This window comes from Sphingobacterium puteale (genome assembly GCF_003627955.1).
GTDB lineage: Bacteria > Bacteroidota > Bacteroidia > Sphingobacteriales > Sphingobacteriaceae > Sphingobacterium > Sphingobacterium puteale.
This window is the reverse complement of sequence record NZ_RBWS01000025.1, coordinates 19,240-42,328: the sequence shown is the minus strand read 5'-3', so window position 1 is coordinate 42,328 and position 23,089 is coordinate 19,240. Positions and strand designations below refer to the sequence as shown.

At 41.8% G+C, this 23,089-nt stretch carries 20 protein-coding genes; 14 read left to right on the top strand and 6 right to left on the bottom strand.

What is annotated here, in order from left to right:
* Window positions 1-14 precede the first annotated feature (14 nt).
* The 13 genes from D7322_RS24895 to D7322_RS24835 all read left to right on the top strand — a co-directional run bounded on the left by D7322_RS24895 (window position 15) and on the right by D7322_RS24835 (window position 13,609).
* On the top strand, window positions 15-1,556 hold the full coding sequence (locus tag D7322_RS24895) for a lipopolysaccharide biosynthesis protein (RefSeq protein WP_121126891.1): 1,542 nt from the start codon (window positions 15-17) through the stop codon (window positions 1,554-1,556).
* The gene (locus tag D7322_RS24890; RefSeq protein WP_121126890.1) at window positions 1,553-2,539 is read left to right on the top strand and encodes a nitroreductase family protein; all 987 of its coding nucleotides are present in this window, start codon (window positions 1,553-1,555) and stop codon (window positions 2,537-2,539) included. The genes D7322_RS24895 and D7322_RS24890 overlap by 4 nt, the downstream gene beginning before the upstream one ends.
* The gene (locus D7322_RS24885; RefSeq protein WP_121126889.1) at window positions 2,539-3,651 is read left to right on the top strand and encodes a polysaccharide pyruvyl transferase family protein; all 1,113 of its coding nucleotides are present in this window, start codon (window positions 2,539-2,541) and stop codon (window positions 3,649-3,651) included. The genes D7322_RS24890 and D7322_RS24885 overlap by 1 nt, the downstream gene beginning before the upstream one ends.
* Window positions 3,629-4,888 (top strand): O-antigen ligase family protein, encoded by a 1,260-nt coding sequence (locus D7322_RS24880; protein ID WP_121126888.1) that lies wholly within the window; start codon window positions 3,629-3,631, stop codon window positions 4,886-4,888. The genes D7322_RS24885 and D7322_RS24880 overlap by 23 nt, the downstream gene beginning before the upstream one ends.
* Window positions 4,875-5,990, top strand: a complete 1,116-nt coding sequence (locus D7322_RS24875) for a glycosyltransferase family 4 protein (RefSeq protein WP_121126887.1) — start codon at window positions 4,875-4,877, stop codon at window positions 5,988-5,990. Before D7322_RS24880 ends, D7322_RS24875 begins: the two co-directional genes overlap by 14 nt.
* Complete coding sequence (locus D7322_RS24870) at window positions 5,983-7,110, top strand: polysaccharide pyruvyl transferase family protein (RefSeq protein WP_121126886.1); 1,128 nt, start codon at window positions 5,983-5,985, stop codon at window positions 7,108-7,110. The genes D7322_RS24875 and D7322_RS24870 overlap by 8 nt, the downstream gene beginning before the upstream one ends.
* Before the next feature lie 2 nt (window positions 7,111-7,112).
* The gene (locus D7322_RS24865) at window positions 7,113-7,997 is read left to right on the top strand and encodes a glycosyltransferase family 2 protein (protein WP_121126885.1); all 885 of its coding nucleotides are present in this window, start codon (window positions 7,113-7,115) and stop codon (window positions 7,995-7,997) included.
* Between the two features lie 13 nt (window positions 7,998-8,010).
* Window positions 8,011-9,081 carry an acyltransferase family protein gene (locus tag D7322_RS24860; protein ID WP_121126884.1) on the top strand — a complete coding sequence of 357 codons (1,071 nt, stop codon included), beginning with the start codon at window positions 8,011-8,013 and terminating at the stop codon, window positions 9,079-9,081.
* Between the two features lie 9 nt (window positions 9,082-9,090).
* Window positions 9,091-9,879, top strand: a complete 789-nt coding sequence (locus tag D7322_RS24855) for a WecB/TagA/CpsF family glycosyltransferase (protein WP_121126883.1) — start codon at window positions 9,091-9,093, stop codon at window positions 9,877-9,879.
* A gap of 1 nt (window position 9,880) precedes the next feature.
* The gene (locus tag D7322_RS24850; protein ID WP_245971459.1) at window positions 9,881-11,470 is read left to right on the top strand and encodes a capsule assembly Wzi family protein; all 1,590 of its coding nucleotides are present in this window, start codon (window positions 9,881-9,883) and stop codon (window positions 11,468-11,470) included.
* A gap of 17 nt (window positions 11,471-11,487) precedes the next feature.
* Window positions 11,488-11,937: an adenylyltransferase/cytidyltransferase family protein gene (locus D7322_RS24845; RefSeq protein WP_121126882.1), complete on the top strand. Its 450-nt coding sequence runs from the start codon at window positions 11,488-11,490 to the stop codon at window positions 11,935-11,937.
* Window positions 11,938-12,064: 127 nt separating this feature from the next.
* Window positions 12,065-12,505, top strand: coding sequence for an adenylyltransferase/cytidyltransferase family protein (locus tag D7322_RS24840; protein ID WP_121126881.1), 441 nt, complete (start codon window positions 12,065-12,067; stop codon window positions 12,503-12,505).
* Window positions 12,506-12,610: 105 nt separating this feature from the next.
* On the top strand, window positions 12,611-13,609 hold the full coding sequence (locus D7322_RS24835) for a mannose-1-phosphate guanylyltransferase (protein WP_121126880.1): 999 nt from the start codon (window positions 12,611-12,613) through the stop codon (window positions 13,607-13,609).
* 9 nt (window positions 13,610-13,618) lie between these two features.
* Here the strand turns inward: D7322_RS24835 and D7322_RS24830 are convergent, their stop codons facing one another.
* From D7322_RS24830 to D7322_RS24810, 5 genes are all read right to left on the bottom strand, one after another.
* The gene (locus tag D7322_RS24830) at window positions 13,619-14,740 is read right to left on the bottom strand and encodes a glycoside hydrolase family 26 protein (RefSeq protein ID WP_121126879.1); all 1,122 of its coding nucleotides are present in this window, start codon (window positions 14,738-14,740) and stop codon (window positions 13,619-13,621) included.
* A gap of 215 nt (window positions 14,741-14,955) precedes the next feature.
* Window positions 14,956-15,924, bottom strand: coding sequence for a FecR family protein (locus tag D7322_RS24825; RefSeq protein ID WP_121126878.1), 969 nt, complete (start codon window positions 15,922-15,924; stop codon window positions 14,956-14,958).
* Between the two features lie 152 nt (window positions 15,925-16,076).
* On the bottom strand, window positions 16,077-17,591 hold the full coding sequence (locus D7322_RS24820; protein ID WP_121126877.1) for a SusD/RagB family nutrient-binding outer membrane lipoprotein: 1,515 nt from the start codon (window positions 17,589-17,591) through the stop codon (window positions 16,077-16,079).
* Between the two features lie 10 nt (window positions 17,592-17,601).
* Window positions 17,602-21,084, bottom strand: a complete 3,483-nt coding sequence (locus D7322_RS24815) for a SusC/RagA family TonB-linked outer membrane protein (protein ID WP_121126876.1) — start codon at window positions 21,082-21,084, stop codon at window positions 17,602-17,604.
* A gap of 136 nt (window positions 21,085-21,220) precedes the next feature.
* Window positions 21,221-21,769 carry an RNA polymerase sigma-70 factor gene (locus D7322_RS24810; RefSeq protein WP_183078839.1) on the bottom strand — a complete coding sequence of 183 codons (549 nt, stop codon included), beginning with the start codon at window positions 21,767-21,769 and terminating at the stop codon, window positions 21,221-21,223.
* Between the two features lie 679 nt (window positions 21,770-22,448).
* Here D7322_RS24810 and D7322_RS28635 point away from each other — a divergent pair.
* A complete protein-coding gene (locus D7322_RS28635) occupies window positions 22,449-22,586 on the top strand; it encodes a hypothetical protein (protein ID WP_183078838.1) in 138 nt (45 codons plus the stop codon).
* A gap of 343 nt (window positions 22,587-22,929) precedes the next feature.
* Here D7322_RS28635 and D7322_RS28630 read toward each other — a convergent pair whose 3' ends face one another.
* Window positions 22,930-23,082: a hypothetical protein gene (locus D7322_RS28630; protein ID WP_183078837.1), complete on the bottom strand. Its 153-nt coding sequence runs from the start codon at window positions 23,080-23,082 to the stop codon at window positions 22,930-22,932.
* Between the last annotated feature and the right edge of the window lie 7 nt (window positions 23,083-23,089).

The following is a 23,089-nucleotide window of genomic DNA, read 5'->3' as shown; positions in this document are numbered from 1 at the left end:
TAAGCGATCACTCCATGAATAACCCCGCTAAACGAATATTATTGAACACGAGTTTTCTATATGGCAAGCTTATCTTCTCGGCCGTTGTCACATTATACAGTACCCGGATTTTAATCAGTGCACTGGGCATTGCCGATTTTGGTATTTACAACCTGATCGCAGGCGTTATCCTGATGCTTGCCTTTATCAATGGCGCCATGACCATCACCACCCAGCGCTACCTTTCGTATCATCTCGGTAAAAATGATAGCCATACGTTAACGAAAATATTCAATTCGAGTGTGAGCATCCACTTTATGATCAGCCTAATCATTGTCCTGGTGCTTGAGGTACTTAGTATTTGGCTCTTGGGTGGTTTTCTTAAAATTCCCGCCGACAAGCAGTTTGAAGCTTCTTGTTGCTACCATATGATGGTTGTAAGCACATTTTTCACGGTCAACGCTGTCCCCTACGATTCACTGATCAATGCCAAAGAAGACATGCGATTTGACGCCATCATTGGCATCGTTGAGACGATACTCAAGCTCGCTGCAGCATATTATATCACCTTTTTCAGCGCGCATAAATTGATTGCTTACAGTGCCGGCATCGTGTTTACCACCATTGTGATCCGTATTGCAAAATCACTATGGTGCCGAATAAAATACCAGGAGTCCAGCATACAGATGAAATGGTTAAAAGAAGGATATCTCTTCCGAGAAATGCTAGCCTATGCTACCTGGAACCTCTTTGGATCGATCTGTTATGTTGCCTCCAGCCAAGGTATTGCGGTCGTGCTAAACCGCTTTTTGGGCGTCAATATAAATGGTACATATGCGATTTCACAGCAAATGAATTCGCAGCTTCAGTCCTTCTCAGTAATCATTTCCAAAGCCTTAAACCCACAGATCATGAAAAGTGAGGGAATTGGAGACCGGGCACGGATGACCAAACTTTCGTTATTGTCATCCAAAAGTTCCACCCTGTTGCTTCTTTTCGTCGTTATCCCACTTATTGCCGAGATGAATGGCATCCTTCAACTTTGGCTTCCCAAAATACCACCAGCAACTGGGCTTTTCTGTACGATTATCCTGATCAATGCAGTCATTAATCAGTTATCAACCGGATTAAAATCTGCGGTGCAAGCCAGCGGAAACATCAAGTTGTATCAATCTGTTGTGGGTAGCACCATTATTCTGATTGTCCCCATAACCTATATTTTACTACAACATGGCTGTACTGTATTTCAGGTACTTCTGGCCATGAGCAGCATGGAAGTTGTATCGCTGACATTGCGTTTAATCATCTGTCATAAAGTCACCAAAATAGGAATCAATCGTTTTTTCACTGAGGTCATTGTCAAGATTATATTGGTATCGAGTATTGCTGTATGTACCATGATTTTACTTCAATACTGTCTAGACTTCTCCATCCTCCGACTATTCCTTACGGTCATGCTCAATGCCATCGTCATGTCCCTCAGCATCTACCTGTTGGGCATCAATGCATCGGAGCGGACAATCGTGAATGCGGCTATTAGAAAGATAAAGAAAAAAAATATAAGTCTTAGTGTATGAATCGTATAAAAGCTATATTAGGTAAGAACGCATTGGTTTACATGCGTGTTTTCCGCATCTATTATTATGATCTGGTCAGATTTTACAAATATTCAAATGTAAAACAGCTATTTTCCAACGAGGATGCTTACAAAGGTCGTCTGACTATCCTATACCATGTTATTGAGAAAGGCTTAACCATGCCCGAGACTAGACTAGGATTTGGCCTACCTGTCATCAAGGATCTCATTGATTTACTACAAAAATTTAAGAAAGAAGGTTATGATATCAGGTGCCTGGAGTATCAGCATAGCAAGAAAGTTTTAGGCGAATATTTTTACTTTCATCAAGAACAAGCTTTTACATTGCCCGAAGAGATTACCCAGCAGTATCAGGAATTCTCCAATTCAATTGTACAATCCCCACAGGTTCACCAATTACGGTTTACACGGGAAGAATATTTCAAATACAAGGATCATCCCTTTGACCTATTCTCATCCTCACGCTATTCATGCCGCAATTATTCCAGCAGGCCCATTCCTTCAGAAATCTTAAAAAAGTGCATTGGTCTCGCCATGAAATCACCAACATCCTGCAATCGGCAGCTCAATCGAATTTATGTGATTACATCGCCCGAAGTAAAAGAAGAAGTACTTAAACTTCAATATGGCAACCGGGGTTTTGGACATTTGGCAAGCACGCTATTTATTTTAACGGCCAATATATCCTACTTCCAAGGGCCAAATGACCGAAATGAATCCTACATAAATACAGGCATGTTTGCCATGTCATTGCTCAACGCACTTCATCACCATGAGATTGGAGCCTGTCCGCTTAATTGGAGCGTAGACCATAAACGAGATGCGCGTTTACGCAAACTCCTTCACATACCCGATAATGAACGGATTGGTTTGGTAATTTCGGCGGGTTATTTACCAGACACGCTAGAAATTGCCTCTTCACCACGGTTAGAAGTCGATCAAATCACTAAATTTTTTGCCTAATGAAAATCGGAATTGTTACTTTTCACAATGTATATAACTATGGCGGCATGCTACAAGCCTATGCCTTATGTCAATTTATAAATCAGAAATACAGCAATTGTTATTGTATTGATTATCAACAGGAGGCATTAACTAGGAAATACCGCCATCAGCTGTGGGATCCGGAAAAACCGTCCGTGCAAAATGTCAAACATTTTATAACCTATTATATACTCAGGCGCAATTATAAAAAGGAACAAAAGTTTAACGCCTTTTTAAAGCACTATATTCCACTTACATCGGCTGTTCATCATATCGGCGAGTTTCGTGCAGTCTCTGCTAGCTTCGACATTTTAGTAAGTGGCAGCGATCAGCTCTGGAATCCGCAGTTTACCGGAGGTCAGTTGGACCCTGTCTATTTCTTGGATACCAACCATTCACCTCGCAAATTTGCCTACGCATCGAGTGCTGGCGCCCGTGACTTTAATGCCTTGGAGCTTGAGCAATTGAAACAGTATCTCGACAGTTATCAAGCAGTCGCCGTACGGGAAGAATATTTACGGCAGCAGCTTAACCCCATTAAACAGAATGTACAAGTCGTACTCGATCCAACCCTTTTACTTAGCAAAAACGACTGGTTAAGCATCCGCGAGCCGGTGAGCGGTCTCCCTCAGGAATTTATTTTGCTCTACACGTTTGATAACGATAGCAAAACCATTGCAATTGCCCACCGTATCGCACGAGAATTATCCTTACCGATTGTTTCTCTGTTTAAGGTAAAAACCAAGCTTCCTATCCAGTATACGCTTGCCGACCTCGGCCCCGCCGAATTTTTGGATGTACTTGACAAATGCCGTTTTGTTGTCTCCAATTCATTTCATGGAACAGCATTCGCCATAAACTTTCAAAAAGACTTTTATAGTGTTTACAAGCCATCCAACCCGCACCGTGTGCTCAATCTTGTAAAAAAGCTGAGCCTGGAGAATAGGGTCATAAACAGTATTCAGGACCTCCCTCAAGTAAGCAAGTGGGGCATAGATTACAGCATACCCATGGCAGCACTGGAAAAGGAGCGCACTTTAGCCGACAATTTTTTGACCTTTCAATACGATGGAGATCTTCAGCAGGCATAATAAACTTAGCTCCGCAGGCGCATTCGTGCTATTTTTCTGCCTACTCTATGTTCGTTTATTCCGGCCATTGGGGTTTACAGACGATATCTGGAAACTATTTTTTTACCCTGTTCTCCTATATCTGATGGGAGCAGTAGCATCCGGGTTTTTCAACAGTCGCTACAAAGATGTATTTTCAAATCCCATTCGTTTATTTATTGGGATCATCTTCCTCTCCTCCATGGTCTGTATGATGACCTGGGGGCAGAGTATTATCGATACATTGCTCTCCTGTCTGCCCTATTTTTCCTTCCTGCTCTATTTTTATTTGCTTCAGCGCAATCTCAAAACGAAGGAAGCGGAACGATTATTATGGTGGTTTACAGTCCTCTTTATAGTCTGTTTTTACATCGCATTAGCTGTAGCACCAACACGGTTATTTTTGGGCTATGGTGAAATAGGAAAGGAAATTGATACCGAACGGGGCCTGTCTAGAATCCGTTTGACACTCATTGGTGGCGGCCCCTTGTATCTGGCTTTTTTTCTTGCCATAAATAAGTATAAATTGAATGGAAACAAGAGAAAATGGCTTTTACTGATCGCGCTCTTTTTCATCACCATCGTGCTTCAATTAGGTCGTCAGACCATTCTGATCAGTTCACTGCTTGGATTATTATTTTACCTGAAAGGGTCTAGTCTAGCCAAAAAAATTGGTGCCGTAATCGTGCTGGGAAGTTTCATATTTATACTGCCCATCCTTGCTTCTAATATCTTTCAGGGACTACAGGAGCGAACTAATAAAGAGCTGGAATCGCAACAGGACGGAGATGACAATGTCCGGCTTGCGGCCTACAAATTTTATTTTAACGATGTCTCCCGGAGCCCTTTAAATGATATTTTTGGCAATGGCATGTTTTCTTTAGGCAAGTCACGCTATGGTGATTTCGTCGATAAAAACGGTCGTAGTCAGGGGCTGATCCCTGCCGACGTAGGCTATGCCTCCATCTTTCTCTATTTCGGTGTATTGGGCTTGCTCTTTTTTGCCGTCTTGCTCTTTAAAGTCATGCGGTTAAAAGTCGCGCCGCAATACAGCTACCTCAAATATTATATTTATTTTCTGTTTATCGGAAATATTGCAGGTTCTACCTTATTGGGCACCATCCCCACGCTCTGTTTAGCACTATTTATGTTAAGCAAAGGCAACTTATTCTATCATTATCAACGTCAGCAAAAGTCCATTAGTCATGCAAAAACTTAAGATATTACATGTCGTTCACGATTTTCTCTTTGGGGGTATAGAAAGTTACCTGTATTACCTGGTTCAGGCCCAATTACAGAACCCAAGCCTCGAAGTAGCCATTTTATGCTGCCAGGCCGAAAATAAAATAGCCAACAGAAGAATGCTAGATCTCGACGTTAAAATATACTTTCAAGTCCTTAAACCCTTTGATCTGCACATATCCCGCTATCAAAACATCCACAACATTGTCAAGGACTACGATCTTGCGCAGCTTCATATTTTCAAGCCACTCCTCTTGCGCACATTGGCACAGTCAGGTATACCTGTCATCTTCACTGTACATACTGCCGGCGCGATCCGGAGAAAGCAAAGCTATTACCATAAAATAAAAGCCCGATTACAAGTGTGGCAGATGAATAATCACTGCAAAGGTATCATCAACAACTCCACGTACTCCAAACAATATTGGGTGGACAAAGGGCTGCAAACAACCTACAATAAAGTCATTTACAATGGTGTACATTTTATACAAACAGCTGACAGCAGCTTGGTATTTGAGCATTTTCCCGCATGCAGGGGCAAATTTATCATCGGGACAAGCAGCAGGTTTATCAGCTGGAAGCGTGTAGACCTACTTATCCGGAGCTTTGCCAAAATAAGTACAGATTGTCCAGAAGCCATCCTACTTTTAGTTGGCGACGGCCCGGAAAGAGAAGAGCTCGAAAGGTTGGTTGAAGCGCTAAATTTAACCGATCGCATCTATTTTACCGGCTATCAAAAAAATGTGCGTGCCTATCAAAAGGCTATGGACGTTTGTGTTTTCCCATCCGTTTCCGAACCATTTGGGCTGGTGGCCATCGAATGCCTCCATTTGGGTAAGCCCGTCTTGGTCATGCAAGATGGTGGCGGTTTGACCGAACTGATTGAGCAAATCGAACCACAACTCATAGCCAAAGATGAAGAACATCTCAGTGAATTACTACGCCTACAACTCAACAACTCAGCTGTAAACGATCCATCGCTACAGCAAAAACGCAGGGATTATGCCGAGAATTTTAATATCCTGAAAATCGAAAAGCAATATTATACATTTTACCAAAGCCTAGTTAACCATGCCTAACATTTTGTTTTATAAAGGATATACACAATACCATAATATTGGCGACCAACTGATCAATAAAAGCCTGCTCGCATTCTTTCGGCAATTCAGTCGCGTCGTTGTGAGCGACAAAGGCATGCCTGATTATTATACCGAGATTTTAGCCCTGCAAGTAACTGAAAAATCAAGCTCCCAACCGTTAGAATTCCATCTCCAATTGCTAAAATGTGCTGTAAAAGCAATTTTCTCGCCCCAACAACAGGTCTATTTTCTTGCCTCTCCTCCAGGAGATCAGTCAACGACATCAAATGTTACCGGATTAAAATATATCCTATCAGGATTGTTTTACCTGCTGCTCTATCTCCTGGGCGTACGAATTATTAAGATCGGCTTTTCATTAGGCCCGTTGAGTCCCCTTGGCAACATTGGCGAACGCTTTAGGGCTCTTTTTGTACGCCATTATTATGTTCGGGATAGTCTATCGCTCCAATATGCCCAAAGATTGGGCATATCACAAGCCAAGATTTTTCCTGATCTATGCTGGACATTCCAACCACAAACTGCTCCACTTCCAGCCCATGCTACCGGCCTAGACAGCCGGCCAAAGGTCCTACTTTCTTTTCGGAGCGCCGTCCATCAAGACAGCGCTGATGGCTATCAGCAGGACCTGCTCCAACTCATCCAAGCCCTTGTACGTCAAAATGCCGATCAATACCAGTTTGAAATCGTCTATCAAGTCGCTTCGGATGCAGCCTTTAGCCAGCAACTCTATGCAGCGATCAAACCTGATGCAACGATTCACTTCCACGAGCAGCAACTAGGGCTCGCAAATGCACATTACTATCAATCTGCAGCAGCAGTGCTCACCAATCGCTTACATGTTGCGCTCTTGGCGGCAAAATACGGTTGCCTCCCCATCATAGTAACCGATATCAATAAACATGTAAAGATTAAAGGGATATTTATTGACGCAGGCTTACAGTCACTCCTACTAGACACGCAACAAGAAGCACAAGATATTACGAGCCAGCTCAGCGACATCCTTGTTCAACGGCAAGCGCATTTCGAGCAACTTGAGCGTGCCGAACAACATTATAACACCCTATCCAATCAAACGATTAACGATATTTTTATTACCTAGCTATGACCTACTCCATCATCATTCCCCACAAAAATTCAGCTGAATTGCTGCACCGGCTAATGAAGTCAATTCCCAAGCGCGAAGATCTGGAAATCATCGTTGTTGATGACTTCAGCCAAGAAAACGAAAAGGAAAAACTGCAACATCTGCAAAAGTTCTATAATTTTAAGTTGCACCTTAATAGTATCGGGAAAGGTGCCGGGGCGAGCCGTAATATCGGCCTGGAGATGGCAAGTGGCACCTATGTTCTCTTTGCGGATTCAGATGACTACTTTACCCCTGCACTTGCCCATGAGCTCGACCGTATTCCAGCCTATGATAAAGATTTAATATGCTACAAAGTAAATTCTGTCGATTCACAAAGCTATCAAACAAGTCATCGTCATCATTTTTTCAACGAGCTGATCACCAATTTTCAACAGCGGGGCAAGATGGATGTACGCTACAAATATTCAGTACCCTGGGGCAAAGTCTATCGGCGTCGTTTTATAGAACAACATCGGATCCGATTTGCTGAAGTCATCGCAGGAAATGACATGTGGTTTTCTTGCCTATGCGGCATCCTATGCAGTTCCTTCACCGTCAAAGAAGAAATCCTCTATACCGTAACCGTCCGAGAAGGTAGCATCGTCAATACCGTAAATCCAGCCTATTTCAAATCCCGCTTTGATGAGACCATCCGGGTCAATGATTTACTAAGAAGCTACCACCTGTCCAGGTATCAATATTCTGTTTTATACTTCGTATCCAATGCCCATAAATTCGGGCTAAAAGCCTACGTTGCCAAGCAGTTACTCGCACATCGAAGCAATATCCTCATCGGTTTAGAAAAAATATTTAAATACAAACAAGTTTTGGTCGATAGAGAAAACAGAAGAGTTAAATAAGCGATTTTACATCATGTTATTAGACAATAAAAATATAAAGCAACTTGACGGGATTAGAGGAATATCCATTCTCATTGTATATTTATCCCATATCGGATTGGGACACTTAATTCCGGGGGGATTTGGGGTCACGGTCTTCTTTTTCATCAGCGGATTTCTCATTGCCAAACTTCTTCTTCATGAAATTCAGACAACCCATACCATCAATTTTGTCAATTTTTATATCCGGAGAGCATTCCGGCTCTACCCGGCCCTATTATTCTTTTCCCTTGCAACAGTTATCGTATTATTGATTCACCGGGTGCCAATCATTACTGCGCAGCTTGGAGCAGCCCTGTTCTATTTTGAAAATTACTTTTATGTTTATTTTATTAATTATCAACAAGAACATCCCCTTTGGAGCACATTTAAAATTTTATGGTCGCTATCCATTGAAGAACATTATTACCTCTTTTATCCCATCATGCTTTTCTGGACCTACAAATACAGAGCGGTCCATATCCTACTCTGTACAGTCCTGTTGATCATCCCTTTAGTATTCCGCTTCTATTACGTCATCCAATTAAAGGATCCGGCGCTCTATGAAAAATACAATTATTCATTGACCCACACCCGTATAGATTCCATACTATATGGTTCCCTACTTGCATATTTACTGTACAAGAGCAAGTACAAAGCGCGCATTTATAGTGTTCTGAGAACTAATTTGATTTTAATTATCTCTCTATTTGGACTTCTGTTTACGTTCCTATGGCGTGATGAAGCGTTCAGAGAAACCCTAAGGTATACCATTCAGGGAATATGTCTAGCCCCCGTGATTGTCCATATTGTCTATGCGACACAGCATACGATCCACCACAGTCTTTTTGCCAATCCTATACTGGTATATATCGGCAAGTTGAGCTATTCCATCTATTTATTTCATTGGCTTGCCATTCCGCTATCGACCCTGCACTTTGCAAAATATGGCCTACAATGGCAACTATCTGTCACAGTGATTACAGTTGTATTTTCCCTCTTCTCGTTTTATAAAGTAGAAATGCCTTTTGTGAAACTCCGCAAAAAATTTGGTTCTAACGTCTAAGCAATATACATGAAAACACAACAAATCTTTAATATTAAGATGCTTGATATCCAGCTCCCGGAACTATTGGCTCAAATGGATAGCGGCGTTCTCATTACGCCTAATGTAGACCATTTAATGAAACTACAGAAGGACCATGATTTTTACCAGATTTATAATCAGGCCGAATGGATCATTTGCGACAGCAATATTGTACAATTGGGCTTACGCCTATTGGGAAGGCCTGTGCAACAAGTCATTCCAGGATCTACCTTGTTTCCCATGTATTATGATTATCACAAAACGCATGAAGACATCAGCCTATTCCTACTGGGAGCCGCACCGGGGATAGCCCATAAGGCAGCCGTTAATATCAACCAAAAGGCAGGTCGCCAAATGGTGGTTGGAGCCCATTCTCCAAGTTTTGGTTTTGAAAAAAATGAAGCAGAATGTCAGGAAATCATTGCGCTGATCAATCAATCCGGAGCGAGCGTCCTTGTGGTTGGCGTTGGCGCCCCTAAACAAGAAAAATGGATATACAAATACAAAAACCAACTTCCGGGCGTCAAACTATTTATGGCCCTGGGTGCCACGATAGATTTTGAAGCGGGCACACTAAAAAGAGCGCCACTTTGGATTCAGCGCCTGGGATTAGAATGGCTATACCGTCTTGTGAAAGAACCAAAACGTTTATGGAAACGGTACATCCTCGACGATATGCCCTTCTTTTATTTAATTCTAAAAGAAAAGCTTCGACGGTACCGCAATCCTTTTGCACCACATCCGGCAAGCGAACTCGTTGATTCACCTAAACCCTAATATGATGCGAAAAGACTATGTTAGACAATTCAGTCGATACTTTGCTCAATCGACAAGAGGGATTCGGCTGTATGCCTTACTGTCAATCCTTCTGCAGATTAGTTATCCGGGATTGCAAATCCAGGCACAACAGGATAGTACTGGTAATTTCCATTTTTTTCTGGAAGTCAATGCCGGATATATCAATGATCAAGGCGTACCTTTATGGATGCGTGCCAACCAGTACGGATCCATCCCACTTGAAGGCGCCTCTTCCAGTGTTATTGGGCGCGTCTTTAAAAATTACGCTAGCCCAAAGCAGGGGCAGCGTCCACGTTCCTTTGATTGGGGTTATGCCCTGGAAGGAAGGGCCAATTTGGGCAAAAAAGTCCATGGCGATCTGATTGAAGCCCATGTCAAGCTCAAATATCATGCTGCCGAATTCCGGCTAGGTCGTAGTAAGGAAGTCATGGGATTAAACGGCGACAGCCTGCTCAGCTCCGGAAATTTCGCTGTTTCGGGAAATGCACTCGGCGTTCCGAAAGCGGAGATCAGTATCCCCGATTACTATCGCCTTCCTTGGTTTGGCGGAATATTCGCATTTAAAGGTAATTTTGCCTTAGGATATATGGGCAAATCGGAGATGAATCCCAGCGCATTTCTCGTACCCACTAAAGATTATGAACTGGAAACCTATCTTCTCCAAAAATCATTTTATCTCAATTTTGGTAAACCCAGCTGGAAATTAAATCTTATAGGCGGATTTAACCATCAGGCCCAATTTGGAGGCGAAAAGAAACGCTATGGTGAAGCCTTTGACCTCAATTTATTCCAAACCTTGAACTATGTTTCTTTCGGAAAGGCCTTTGGAGGGAAAGGCAGCCCCGTACCCCGCTCAAAAATAGGAAATCACCAAGGATCGATAGACCTTGGATTCTCCTATGATTTTGGGAATATAAAGCTTTTGGTCTATCGGCAAAATTTTTACGATGTAGGTGCCCTCTCCAAACTGGCCAATATAAAAGATGGTCTAAACGGCATTACGCTCAGCAATAAGGCATTTCACACAAAGGCAGGTAAAGCCTTTGATTGGCAGAGCCTATTAATCGAATTTTTTTATTCCAAAAATCAGGCTGGTTATCCCTGGTCCAAGCCTACCCAATCTGGAGACGAAGACTATTATAACAATTCAGAATATCTGGAGGGCTGGTCCTATAAGGGACTGGGAATGGGCAGTCCACTAATTGCCACGGCACAGTCCGTGAGGCCCGGTCAGGCCCATTATCCCAAAGATTTTTTTATTAGTAACAGGGTGGTTGCAGGCCATCTGGGCTCCAAGTTCAGTCTATATCAATGGTATATAATCAGTAAGCTAACCTTTGCCAGGCACTATGGTACATTTGCCACCAGTGAATTCGGAAAATCAACAGGGTCTCATTTTCATACCCCCTATAAAGATTCCTTTACACCCGTCAATCAATTTTCCCTCCTGATCCGCGCCGAACGACAATTCTTGCACAAAACCCGCATCGGTGCCACCTTTGCGACCGATCAGGGCAAGTTGTACTATAGTGGGTCAGGTCTATTACTACATGTGAACCGATATTTTTAACCATAAAATCAAAAGAAATGAAAATTGGAATTACATTCTCTGCTTTCGACCTTCTGCATGCAGGTCATATCAAAATGCTGGAAGATGCAAAAAACCACTGTGATTATTTAATCTGTGGTCTACAGACCGACCCGACATTAGATCGACCAGAAAAAAACAAACCTACGCAGTCTATCGTCGAACGCTACATTCAACTTAAAGGCTGCAAATTTGTTGACCAGATTGTTCCCTATGCCACTGAGCAAGATCTCGAAGACGTCTTGCGTTCCTTTAACATTGATGTCCGGATTTTAGGCGATGAATATCGGGAGAAAAATTTCACAGGCCGCTCCTATTGCGAAGAAAAAGGCATTATCCTCTATTATAACAGTCGCGATCATCGCTTTTCAAGCTCCGCATTAAGACGCTTAGTGGCTGAAAAAGAGTGGAGCAGTCCAAGCCATCAAAACAACGAAGCCAGTGCATAGTAGCCACAGTCCGTAAGAGACAACAACAAGCAGCTGACTATTGAGCACCATTAGACCATTTACAAATCAAAAAAAGATGAAATCGAGCTTGCGAGCTCTCATCAGCCATTAAAAAAAAGATAATTAGATGAAAATTGGAATAACCTTTGGAGTTTTCGATCTCCTACATGCTGGACACATTATGATGTTAGAAGAGGCCAAAGTCCACTGCGACTACCTCATTGTCGGTCTCAATACCGACCCCGCCGAAGTCAATCCAACAAAAAATAAACCAACCCAGACCATTGTTGAACGCTATATCCAGTTAGAAGGCTGCCGATATGTCGACGAAATTATTCCCTATGAGACAGAACAGGATCTAATTGATATGCTCCTCGCCTTACCCATTCAGGTCCGTATCATCGGGGAAGAATACCGCGATTGTGATTTTACAGGAAGACAACTTTGTATTCAGAAAGACATCAACATCCACTACAACAAACGTACCCATCGCTTTTCCAGTCATGGTCTACGGCAGGTCGTAGCCGAAAAAGAATCCTTTAAGAACAGTAAAGCCATGATTATTTAAAGGAAAATACCGTTAAGCAGAAAGCAAAGCAAATGAGTTGGCAAACACAATATCTAATCATTGCAAATAGTGAAGAATTAACATCCTACATTTTAACGATAAATTATGAGTAAGATCAAACATGTCATCCTTAGTGGTGGAGTTGGCAGCCGCCTATGGCCACTATCACGCAAAAATCAGCCTAAACAATATTTAAATTTATTTAAAGAAGGTTCCCTTTTTGGAATGACCATCAAACGCAATCAATTCCTGACCGATAGCCTATTGGTCGTTGGCAACAAAGACAATTATAAGTTGAGTGAAGAGACCTTAGACAGCATGCAGGTGGCCCATCAGCAGATTATCGAAGCCTACCCACGCAATACCGCAGCAGCCATTGCCTTTGCGGCCCTGGCCTCGGACCCAACCGATATCCTTTTAGTGACACCTTCCGATCATTTAATTATCGGCGACGAAGCGTATGCAGAAGCGATCACTGCCGGAGTCGACAAAGCACGCTCAGGCTATCTGGTTACCTTCGGCATTCAGGCCACCAAGCCTGAGACCGGCTATGGCTATATCGAATACGAAGACGATCAGGTACGCTCCTTTCGCGAAAAACCAAATCAGGATACAGCAGAATCATTTTTGGAACGCGGCAATTTCCTTTGGAACTCTGGAATGTTTTGCTTTCGGGCAGATACTTTATTGGAAGAATTAAAACTACATGCTCCCAACGTGTATTCCGCCGCCTTAAAAACATGGAAATCCAGTCATGACGGTTGGCTTGATGGAGCACTTTCCAAAGAAATACCCTCCATTAGTATCGATTACGCCGTTATGGAACGATCCACAAAAATCAGGGTGGTAAAGACCGCATTTGAATGGTCAGATTTAGGTTCCTTCGAGTCCTTATATGACTATTTGGTTGATGTTGGTCATCCCGTGGATGAATTTGGCAACATGTCCATCGGAACAACGCAATATACTGCGTTCGTAGGGCTCAAAGATACCATACTCGTTTCCACAGCGGATGCCTTGCTGATGGTTCAAAAAGAAAAATCACAAGATGTGAAACACATCTACAATATATTAGAAAGACACCAAAGCAAATTAATTGAATAACCCAGATACTCAACGATATATATTCATTTTCCCCAGTTCATCCGCCAACAAAATCGGATGCGTTTTGAGCATTTCCAAAAAATCGCCTTGTTGCGGGTCACCTGCATAAGTAACATAATAATTCTTAGCAGTATTGGCCCAAAAAATAAAGGCGATTATATCCTTATTAAAATAATGAACACATCTTTCCGTAAAATAATGTGCATCGCTATAATTTTTTAGACCACCTTCAGCAATGAAGCACCCCTTTTTTAACTGCTTCGAACAATGGACAAGTACATCCATTGATTTGTCAAGATTCTTCTGAAAAACAGTCGCACTGTAGCGCGGAGAATCATAGAAATCTAGCGATAGCAAATCGATATAGGCATCACCCGGGTAGCGCTCCATAAAATCAGCCTCGGAAAAAACCTTATCGGTATTGTATACCCATAATAGATGATCTACCTTTTTCTCTTTCGTCAGGTAATCATGCGTGAGTTGGTAGAGTTCGATATACTCTTTGGCCGAACAGGCCGTTTTGCCCCACCAAAACCACTTCCCATTGCATTCGTGGAACGGCCGGAATAAAACAGGAATTAAGTTGCCGTTCTCGTCCTGCAGCTGTCCGAAAAAATCAGCCAACATCGCTAACCAGGACAGATAAATCTTTTTTACTGCTGGATTAGTAAGGATCTGAGCCACTGTATTTCCCAAATCTTTTATTTTTCCTTTGGCATTTCGGTTTTTTTGGTCATACACCTTGTCGATGGGGTTGCGTGTATGCCAAGACAAGCAGATGGGCAAGCCTATTTTCCGGCAGTATTTGATTGCATCAATAAGATGTGCGACGCGGCCTTCTAGCCATACCGCACCATTATTCAGTTCCATCCAGCCCAGATCATAACTGACCATCCCCGGAAACTGACCACATGCCATTTTTATATCCGAATTTCCAACATTTTTAATGCCTTTCCGTCCCAGCGTATTGGTACTTTGATGCCCCAATAGCACTTGTCCACTTTGCCCAATTTTGTTAAGCTGGTAGAGCAGATTACGGGTTTGATAAGTGATATACGGATTAGATGGGGCAAGACTTTTATGCGCATGTTCAGGTGTAATATGTGTAATTTGGCTTGAGAACGTATTCATGAAAACAAATAAAAGATTGATTTATATTAATTTACACTAAAAAATCCGATTAAGATAACTATTTTAAGTTAGCACTTTTTTTATTTACACCCATAAGTTCCGCCAAATACAATAGGATCAATAAATTCTGTCATAAAACACTTTAAATCAATACAGATAATTGACAGAAAAAGTTCTCCGGTATCACCCGCCATCTTGATGTATGTTCGGTTATTTCACTTTCTGAGCATAAATTTCTGTTCCTCCAACCGGACGACTTGACAGTCGAGTGTCATTTGTATCGTTTTTAGCGCTTTATCCAAATCTTTGGTTGGTAAAGCACCCGTAAAATCAAAATGTTCAACAGAGGAATCAGCAATTATATCTATACCATAGCTTTCAGATAAAATTTTGGTAACGTCCTGAAGGTTGCTTTTTTTAAACGGTATGAGATCATATTCCCATGCACTGTAAACTAAAGTATCTACTTCGGTTCTATCAATCTTTTTGTCCGGACGTAGGGAAGCCATTTCACCCGGTTTTAATATGATCGTTTTCAATGTATCATGATCTAAACCGACCTTTATACTTCCTTCGTGCAATACGACGCGGGTCTGCCCATCCAAACTTTTTAAACTGAATGTCGTTCCTAATACTTCCACTTTGAAACCATTCTGTCCATGTACAATAAAAGGTCTGGTTTTATCATGAGCGACATTAAATTTAGCCTCTCCCGTAATCCATACTTCTCGCTTGTGGTTGCTGCCAAAATCTCCTCTATACGATATTTCGGAGTTTGAATTCAACAGGATCCTTGTTCCGTCCGGTAGTACACACACTTGTTTTTGGTCGCTTTCAGATCTGACTATTTGCATTCGACCAGGAGAAAAATACAGTAGATATACAGCAAATGAGGCAATCAATAGCGCAGCAGCGCCCCACATCCATTTGTACCGACTGATGTTGATTGTCTTTCGAGGAGTCTCTACTGAATCAGAATTCTCAATATATCGGAGAATATTTCGGGATACTTCATCATTCATTTTCTTGCGCCCAGAAATAACCTCGAGGACTTCCTCATAAGATGGCAGATCATCCTCATTTCCGTGAGTCTTTAAGTACTCAATTAACAATCTGTTTTCGGGGACAGAACATTCACCTTGGACAAATTTCAAATAAAGTGCCTTGATTTCTTTTTTATCCATCGCTCTAAGTTGTTTGTTTTCCCTACTTATAAATTGGTTTTTTGGATATTTATACCCTATAAATTAGGCTGAAGTTATCCCATTTACTATTGCTTATACTAAGTAACAGTAAATGGGAGTACCAAATATATCAAAAGTTTCTATTACCTAAACTACTTGATTAGCCACATTTTGCCAGTAATTAGATTTTCACCGTTAAATTGTTGTTGTATGGCTTCCTTTACATTGGCTTCATTGTCTGTGAGCTCGGCCCGAGGATACTCCCAGCGTATAGGTGCCGCGGTCACATAATGAGAGGGACCTACTTTATAATGAGGCACCCCATCCTGATCTGGCCCAAGTCTGTGAGCTGCCATTCTTCGTTGATTGAAATATGCTTCCCAGGATGAATTCATAAAGAAGGCAATGTATTTTTCCATGTTTACCTGCTCAATTGCGCTTTTCAGTTCAGCGGAAAGATTATTTTCGGGTCGGGCAAGGTAGGCATCAATCTGGTTTGAAGGTGTATCATAAAATTCCATGGATGCCGCAATTCCCTTTCTGAAATAACTGTTGGCATCAGCCTGGATCCAATTGCGTAAGGCTGCTTCGGCAATGATAAAATTAAGCTCTGCAAAAGAATACTTGACATAATCTTCACCTGTGGGCCTTTCATAATAGCGCCAATGGAGATTCGATACATTCTGCTGTGTACCTTCACCATGCTCTATGCCGGGGTCCACGCCTTTATAGCTCTTGAAGTCAGCTCTGTAAGAAGCTTTTTGCGCCTCTGTCCAATCTTCATAATCTTTGGGCCATGCAGGTTCGGCATAGCTAAATATACGTGGATCGAAATGCAGTTTTAGATGATCAATGACTGTGGATGTCAGCTTCTGTTGAAACTTGGTCGTAACCCTGTTATAGGTCGGATACCGATTATTCTCCTGATCAAAGAATTTAAATCTTGGCATATCATCATTATCTTCAAAACAAGGGTACTTGGAAGGATTGGTGAATATTTGCTTAAATTGTTCTTTGATACGAAGCTCAGCGTCGGATTCTTTCATTGAAAGATCCATCAGGATTTTTAACCTGTATGAGTTGATGAGTTTACGCCATTTTTTTAGATCGCCATCATATAAGAGATCCCCTGAGATTGTTTTGCCTTCTAAAGGAATCAATTCCTCATTTATTTTTTCCAGTTCATTAAGTATGCCGATAAAAACGCTTTTTTGGCTATCATATTTAGGCGTCACATTATTATCGCTTTCCGCTTTCATTGCCTGTGAATAAGGGATATCCCCAACTTTGCGCGTTTGTTCATAAAATGACAGCTGTGTAAAAAATTTAGCGATCGGAATATATTCCATGGCATTTGTTTTTGTTGCTTCTTCGATCATTTTTTGTGCCTGTCGAATATCGGCATACCAACCAAAACCATCTGCATTCCACCCCCAGTATTGAGGGGATTCTCTTCGTTCAGCATAAAAAAGTTGTTGCGCGGCAGCACCCCACGCTGTTGGATCTCCGCTGTAGAAGACATCAGAGATGAGATAAGGCAGAAGCAAATAAGGTGCTCCTGTAGAAGGCTTATTGGGGTCTATCTGGAAATCTTCGAATTTCTTACAACCCGACACAAACACTCCGATGGCTAATAAATAAATTATGATATATTTTGTTGTTTTCATGTTATCTGTATTAAAAATTCAACTTCACATTAAAGCCCAGGTTTCTTGGAGTAGGAACATATAGGCGTGTCTCTCCGGATCCTCCCTGTACATCAGGATCCATATAGGATTCTTCTTTTGTCCATAGAAATAGGTTACGCCCAATGAATGCTACCGAAGCTCCCTTTAAACCTAGTTTTTTCGTCCACTCGGTGGGGATCGTGTAGCTTAAGATCACCTCTCTCAGTTTTAGATAAGTTGCATCAAACATGCTTGTTGTATAGATACTTTGGTTATAATAGGCATTTGCCCAACTTCTGTAATAGACGGGGACATCATTTTTCTCGAACACCCGTGTATCTTCTTTGATGAAACCTTCTTCGTCGAATGTTAAGTTTCCGGATACGATCTTTTGGCCTTCAGCTATATAGGTTTTCTCATCGCGATTGTCCGCATCACGATATTGTTCGTTAGCGCTATTGATATGCTTACCAGCTTCCCAAAGTTTTTGATTTAACCTTGAATAAAGCAGCCCGCCCCATCTTCCGTCAACTGAAAAAGATAGAAACCAGTCTTTGTATTTAAAGCTGCTTGTTAGTCCTCCTACCCAATTAGAAGGGCCGAAACCCAGATTAGTAACTCCATTTGATTTAACAGGGAGTCCATTTCGGTAAACAAACTGGCCATCCGGTGTTGTTTCAAATTCATTACGATAATAAAGATAACCATATTTTTCCCCTTCTTTTACATAACCGTCGCGTCCGTTTTTTCCAGATTCTGCCTGAATTAGCCAATCTCTGGTACGAGACCAGTTAAGTGCGAGATCCCAGGAAAAGTTTTCTGACTTTACGGGCGTACTGTTCATTGTTACCTCCCAACCTTTTGTCCGTGTCTTCTTGTCCGAATTGATCAGCCTGCTGGTGTATCCACTTGATGATGAAATCGAAGCTTGCGTTATTTGATTTGTATAGGTATCTTCAAAGTAAGAAATGTCAAATCCGATTCTATTTTTCAATAAGCGAATATCAGCTCCAAATTCAATTGTGTTTTTAAAATCGGGCTCAATATCTTGTGGATATAATGTTCCGCCCAATGAAAGGGTTGGCGTCCCCCCCCATCTCGTTCCATATGAATAGGTTGGTCGGGATGAATAAGGACTCATGTCGCCTCCGACACGAATCCATGCTGCCCGAGCCTTGGCAAAAGAAATAAAAGAGGGCATCTCCACAAGTTCTGAAACGACACCGCTAAAAGATACCGAAGGATAGAAATACGAATTTTTCTTGACCGGCATTCCGCTTGACCAGTCATTACGTCCCGTCAGCGTCAGATAGAGCGCATCATGATAGCCTATGGTAGCCGAGCCGTAGAAACTATTGACCAATTTTTTATAGGTGTTATTCGTACCTGTAATAGGCACTTTTGAGTTTCCGATATTATACACTCCGGGTATACTAAGGGCACTCGCACTTAAGGACATGTTACGCCAATTGTTATTCCGGTTGTTGGCACCAGCCAATGCACTGATCGACCAGAGACTGGAAAGCCGTTTATCATAGTTTAACAAGACTTCATTATTGAGCTCAAAATCATAATTATAGTCAGGGTAAAATCCTCCGTCCATATAATCCGGGTTATACCCCACAAAACCTTTAGGTCGTTTTTGCGCGGTATATCTTGTATGCCAATTGAGATTGGCGCGATATGAAAGTTTCAATTCAGGCGTAAATTGATAAGCGAAGTTGGCAAACCCATACACGACATCTTTACTGTATTCTTGTCGAAATTCGTTGGCTATATAGTAGGGGTTATTGTAATATTGGTAATTATAATTACGCTGCTTGATTCCTTCCTGTCCGGGTTCCCAATAATCTTTTAGTCCTCTTACATCCACATCTGCCCCCATCCAGACCCCGATGTTATACATGTTATTGTCCGCAAAATACGATGTCCTGGGATAATTGTCTGAATATTGCTTGTTATAGTTTATTGAAGTTTCGATGCTAAATTTATCGGTAAACTTGTGTCCTCCCGAAAATGCAACTGTGGATGCATCTATGCGGGCTCCGGGATCAATCCCTTTCTGATCCAATTGCGTGAACGAGAAACGGTAATTTGTTTTTTCAGTGGACGCACCGATTGCGATGTTATTGGAAATGATATTACCAGTATTAAAAAAGTTCCGGATATTATCCTTGCCCCGGGAGATAAAAGGCGTAGGGATACGCTTGCCAGTGGCAGGATCTATGGGGCTATCCCATTGGGGGAGTTCCACAAATCCACTTTTAGTATTCGGATCGCGTTGGTCCAATTTTGGTCCCCATACATAATCGTTATCGTAGACCCCACCGCCTGCACCATCCACCCATTCAAATTGTCCCCATTGACCAGTCCCATATTTAGATTGGGTCTTCGGCAGATAGACGAAGCTGGGTTGAAACATGACTGAGGAATTGATACTGATTTCAACTTTTCCATCTTTTCCACCGCCACGTTTTGTTGTGATCAAAATAGCACCGTTTTTTCCACGTGAGCCATATAATGCCGCGGCAGCGGGGCCTTTTAGCACACTTACTTCGGCGATATCATCCGAGCTTATATTCCAAAAATTGGTTTCTACCGGAACGTTATCCACCACGACCAATACGTTGGAAGATCCCCGTAATGAGATCTTGGGGTCTTCAAAAAGCCCGGGAGGATTCTGGATACTTAAGCCAGCGACTTTACCTGTCATGTTACTCATTAGATTGGCTTCTTTGGCCGTGTTTAAGGACGATCCCTGAACTTCCTGGATTGAATAACCAAGGGCTTTTTTTTCGCGTTTGACGCCCAGTGCCGTTACGACCACTTCGTCCAGCCCGATATTCTTGGGGTTGAGCTCAACGGAGAACTCACTTTCGCCCTGTACCGGGACCTGGAGATCATTGTAGCCAAGGATACTGAACACCAAGACATCATTATCCCCCACTTTGGATAAGCTAAACTGTCCGCTAGGGCTACTGTTTGAAGAAATATTCTTCCCCTGAATACGGATGGTCACTCCTTCGAGGGCTAAGCCTGTATTTTGGTCAATTATCCGGCCGGTAACTGTCCTCTCCTGCTGTTGCTGCCCGGGGTTATTATTTTTTCGTGGAGGTGAGGATATTGGAACGGATGGAGTCTTATCCTCCTTCTTTACAGTTTTTTTTGGTAGGATCACATACAACATTTCATCGACTTGTTCGATTTTAACCTTTCCATCGCTGATCTTCTCTAGGAAATTCTTGATCTGTGTTTTCTTAAGTCCGTCAATACCGGCGCTATCGACCATAAAAGAACCGATCATACCTTCACTGAAATTAAACCGGACATTGAATTTTTTTTCGAGATTCGCCAGTAGGTCCTGAAACGACACAGGCTGTTTGGTAGCGTCCATGTGAACAAACTGAACGATCTCGGCAGCTGACAGTGGATAGGAAAGATTTAAACCAGCCAGCAAGAAAAATAACTTACTAAGGGTTTGACTTTTTTTCATAATTTCTAGCTTTACTTAGTTAATTTGGCGTAAATACCACATTTAGACACGATATGTATAAATGAGTTTTTAATTGCCCCTTTGTTATTATTACAAAGTAGTCGGGTGGGGGGACGCAAGGAATTTCAATTTTTTTTTAAAATGGGAAAATTAGCCCCAATAACATCAAGGTCAAATCAACAAAGCGTTGTAGGTACTGTCTGATAAACTTGGATGACTTTACAATGGCGTCTTTCACCGAGTTTTTTGATAATGAGAGCTGATCTGCGATTTCCTGGTGAGACAATTCGTTTTTCCTGCTCATATTATAGATATTTTTTTTCTGTCTGGACAATTTATCTATTGCTTCCTCATACAAACACAACAATTCTTTCATATTTACGCTCTCTTCGGTAATATTGCCAATTAATTCTTGCAAAGAGGTTAATTGCTGGTCATGCCTTTGGGTCATTGCGGCACGTTTCAATTTATTGAAGATGTTATTGCGCGCTGTACGGAATATATATGCCCTGATATTATTTTGGTCATCTAACTTGTCTCTGGATTTCCATATTTGCAGGAACACGTCCTGGACAGTGTCTTCAGCCATAGCGGAAGAACGAAAGAAACGATACGCATAGGTGTAAATATCGTCTTTCATTTCATTATAAAGTTTTTCAAAATGAGATGAATCGTCTTTTGCCATATCTAAACATTTTATTAGAAACCAAATGGTCGACATCTGATTCAAAAATATACGTCGTGCTTTAGATGAAGTTTATCGTGTACTGAGATAATAAATCATAAAAGGGGTTATCTTGGTCTGTCTTTCAAAAAAACGGTGTTTTCATCGTTATTACAATAAGATAAATCTAGCGAATTTTTTAAGATAAAAAAAACAGGGTTAAATTTTAAGGGCAACATCCTTTCAACATAGGATCTTGATTCGATGCGGATTATCGTCCACAATGGCAACAATGCGATATTTGCGATGTGGCGCGGATAAAATGAAAGATCGTATTTCCCGTCCCAAAGAGTTACGGGGATAGTGCATAGCGCTGATATGACCCTTTTTAACAAAAAAATAGACCAAGATCAGGAGCTGAAAACGTAAAACCATGAAAATGTGATATCCGTGTGATACCTACATATTAGCATTTATTTTCATTGAACACTATTTTTGTTTACGCTCAAGTCCAACATATATTTCAATGTATCAGGGCGTTAGATAGAAAAAAGGATCATGTATAAATGAGTCGCTTTTTTCATGAGAAAGGCCATTGTTAGTTAAAAGCCCATATAGGCAATTATCCTTCATTTAGCAACAGTTAACACTATAGACCAAATATATAGCACAGTAAACATGAACAAAAAATGAAAAGAAAATGTACATCAAACCTGTAATCTGGCGATTGCAGCTGGAGATGGTAGAAGGTGTAGCCGCCGGCTCACTAGGTTCAGGCCAGCCGGGAGGCGATACTGGCATAAAAGAAGAAGTTTTCAGTCAGGCCCTTTTACGATAACGGCAGAACTAACTGAAAATACCTCCAGCGGTACCGGATTGAAGGCGAACTATCGCTACGCGGACGGGAAGGTTTTGGCTCAAATGCCCGCTGTATTCAAGATAAATAACACGTGATAATTTTAGGATAATAATGGAGAATGCCGATCAGCTGAAATATGCTATCGGCATTTTTTTTGAAAGTCCGGCCAGTAGCCAAGCAAGGGATAGACCAATAGGACTGTTGTGTATCTGCGCTATCGACAATACAATAAGGCCGCAAAAATCTGAAATTTTCACGGCCTCGACCAGCACGAATAAAAACTTAAACCGCAGCACAGATTACCGGTGCTGTAATACCTTTTCTATTCCTTTTTCCTCTTGGTCCATCTGCCAAGTAACTGGCTTGTAGCGAAGCTGACCAGTGTCCCCAGCGCAGCGGTCAAAAGCGTCTGCAACATGTCACCCAAAGAGATGCTCGCCCATAAGGAACACATCGTACCGCCTAACACGCCCATGCGTATA

Bases quoted from the DNA above. Each gene is read 5' to 3' on its own strand.
- D7322_RS28635 (WP_183078838.1), top strand. From the start codon at position 22,449: ATGTACATCAAACCTGTAATCTGGCGATTGCAGCTGGAGATGGTAGAA.
- D7322_RS24885 (WP_121126889.1), top strand. From the start codon at position 2,539: ATGAAAATCGGAATTGTTACTTTTCACAATGTATATAACTATGGCGGC.
- D7322_RS24810 (WP_183078839.1), bottom strand. From the start codon at position 21,769: ATGGCAAAAGACGATTCATCTCATTTTGAAAAACTTTATAATGAAATG.
- D7322_RS24875 (WP_121126887.1), top strand. From the start codon at position 4,875: ATGCAAAAACTTAAGATATTACATGTCGTTCACGATTTTCTCTTTGGG.
- D7322_RS24840 (WP_121126881.1), top strand. From the start codon at position 12,065: ATGAAAATTGGAATAACCTTTGGAGTTTTCGATCTCCTACATGCTGGA.
- D7322_RS24820 (WP_121126877.1), bottom strand. From the start codon at position 17,591: ATGAAAACAACAAAATATATCATAATTTATTTATTAGCCATCGGAGTG.
- D7322_RS28630 (WP_183078837.1), bottom strand. From the start codon at position 23,082: ATGGGCGTGTTAGGCGGTACGATGTGTTCCTTATGGGCGAGCATCTCT.
- D7322_RS24855 (WP_121126883.1), top strand. From the start codon at position 9,091: ATGAAAACACAACAAATCTTTAATATTAAGATGCTTGATATCCAGCTC.
- D7322_RS24835 (WP_121126880.1), top strand. From the start codon at position 12,611: ATGAGTAAGATCAAACATGTCATCCTTAGTGGTGGAGTTGGCAGCCGC.
- D7322_RS24850 (WP_245971459.1), top strand. From the start codon at position 9,881: ATGATGCGAAAAGACTATGTTAGACAATTCAGTCGATACTTTGCTCAA.
- D7322_RS24865 (WP_121126885.1), top strand. From the start codon at position 7,113: ATGACCTACTCCATCATCATTCCCCACAAAAATTCAGCTGAATTGCTG.
- D7322_RS24890 (WP_121126890.1), top strand. From the start codon at position 1,553: ATGAATCGTATAAAAGCTATATTAGGTAAGAACGCATTGGTTTACATG.
- D7322_RS24880 (WP_121126888.1), top strand. From the start codon at position 3,629: ATGGAGATCTTCAGCAGGCATAATAAACTTAGCTCCGCAGGCGCATTC.
- D7322_RS24870 (WP_121126886.1), top strand. From the start codon at position 5,983: ATGCCTAACATTTTGTTTTATAAAGGATATACACAATACCATAATATT.
- D7322_RS24815 (WP_121126876.1), bottom strand. From the start codon at position 21,084: ATGAAAAAAAGTCAAACCCTTAGTAAGTTATTTTTCTTGCTGGCTGGT.
- D7322_RS24860 (WP_121126884.1), top strand. From the start codon at position 8,011: ATGTTATTAGACAATAAAAATATAAAGCAACTTGACGGGATTAGAGGA.
- D7322_RS24825 (WP_121126878.1), bottom strand. From the start codon at position 15,924: ATGGATAAAAAAGAAATCAAGGCACTTTATTTGAAATTTGTCCAAGGT.
- D7322_RS24895 (WP_121126891.1), top strand. From the start codon at position 15: ATGAATAACCCCGCTAAACGAATATTATTGAACACGAGTTTTCTATAT.
- D7322_RS24845 (WP_121126882.1), top strand. From the start codon at position 11,488: ATGAAAATTGGAATTACATTCTCTGCTTTCGACCTTCTGCATGCAGGT.
- D7322_RS24830 (WP_121126879.1), bottom strand. From the start codon at position 14,740: ATGAATACGTTCTCAAGCCAAATTACACATATTACACCTGAACATGCG.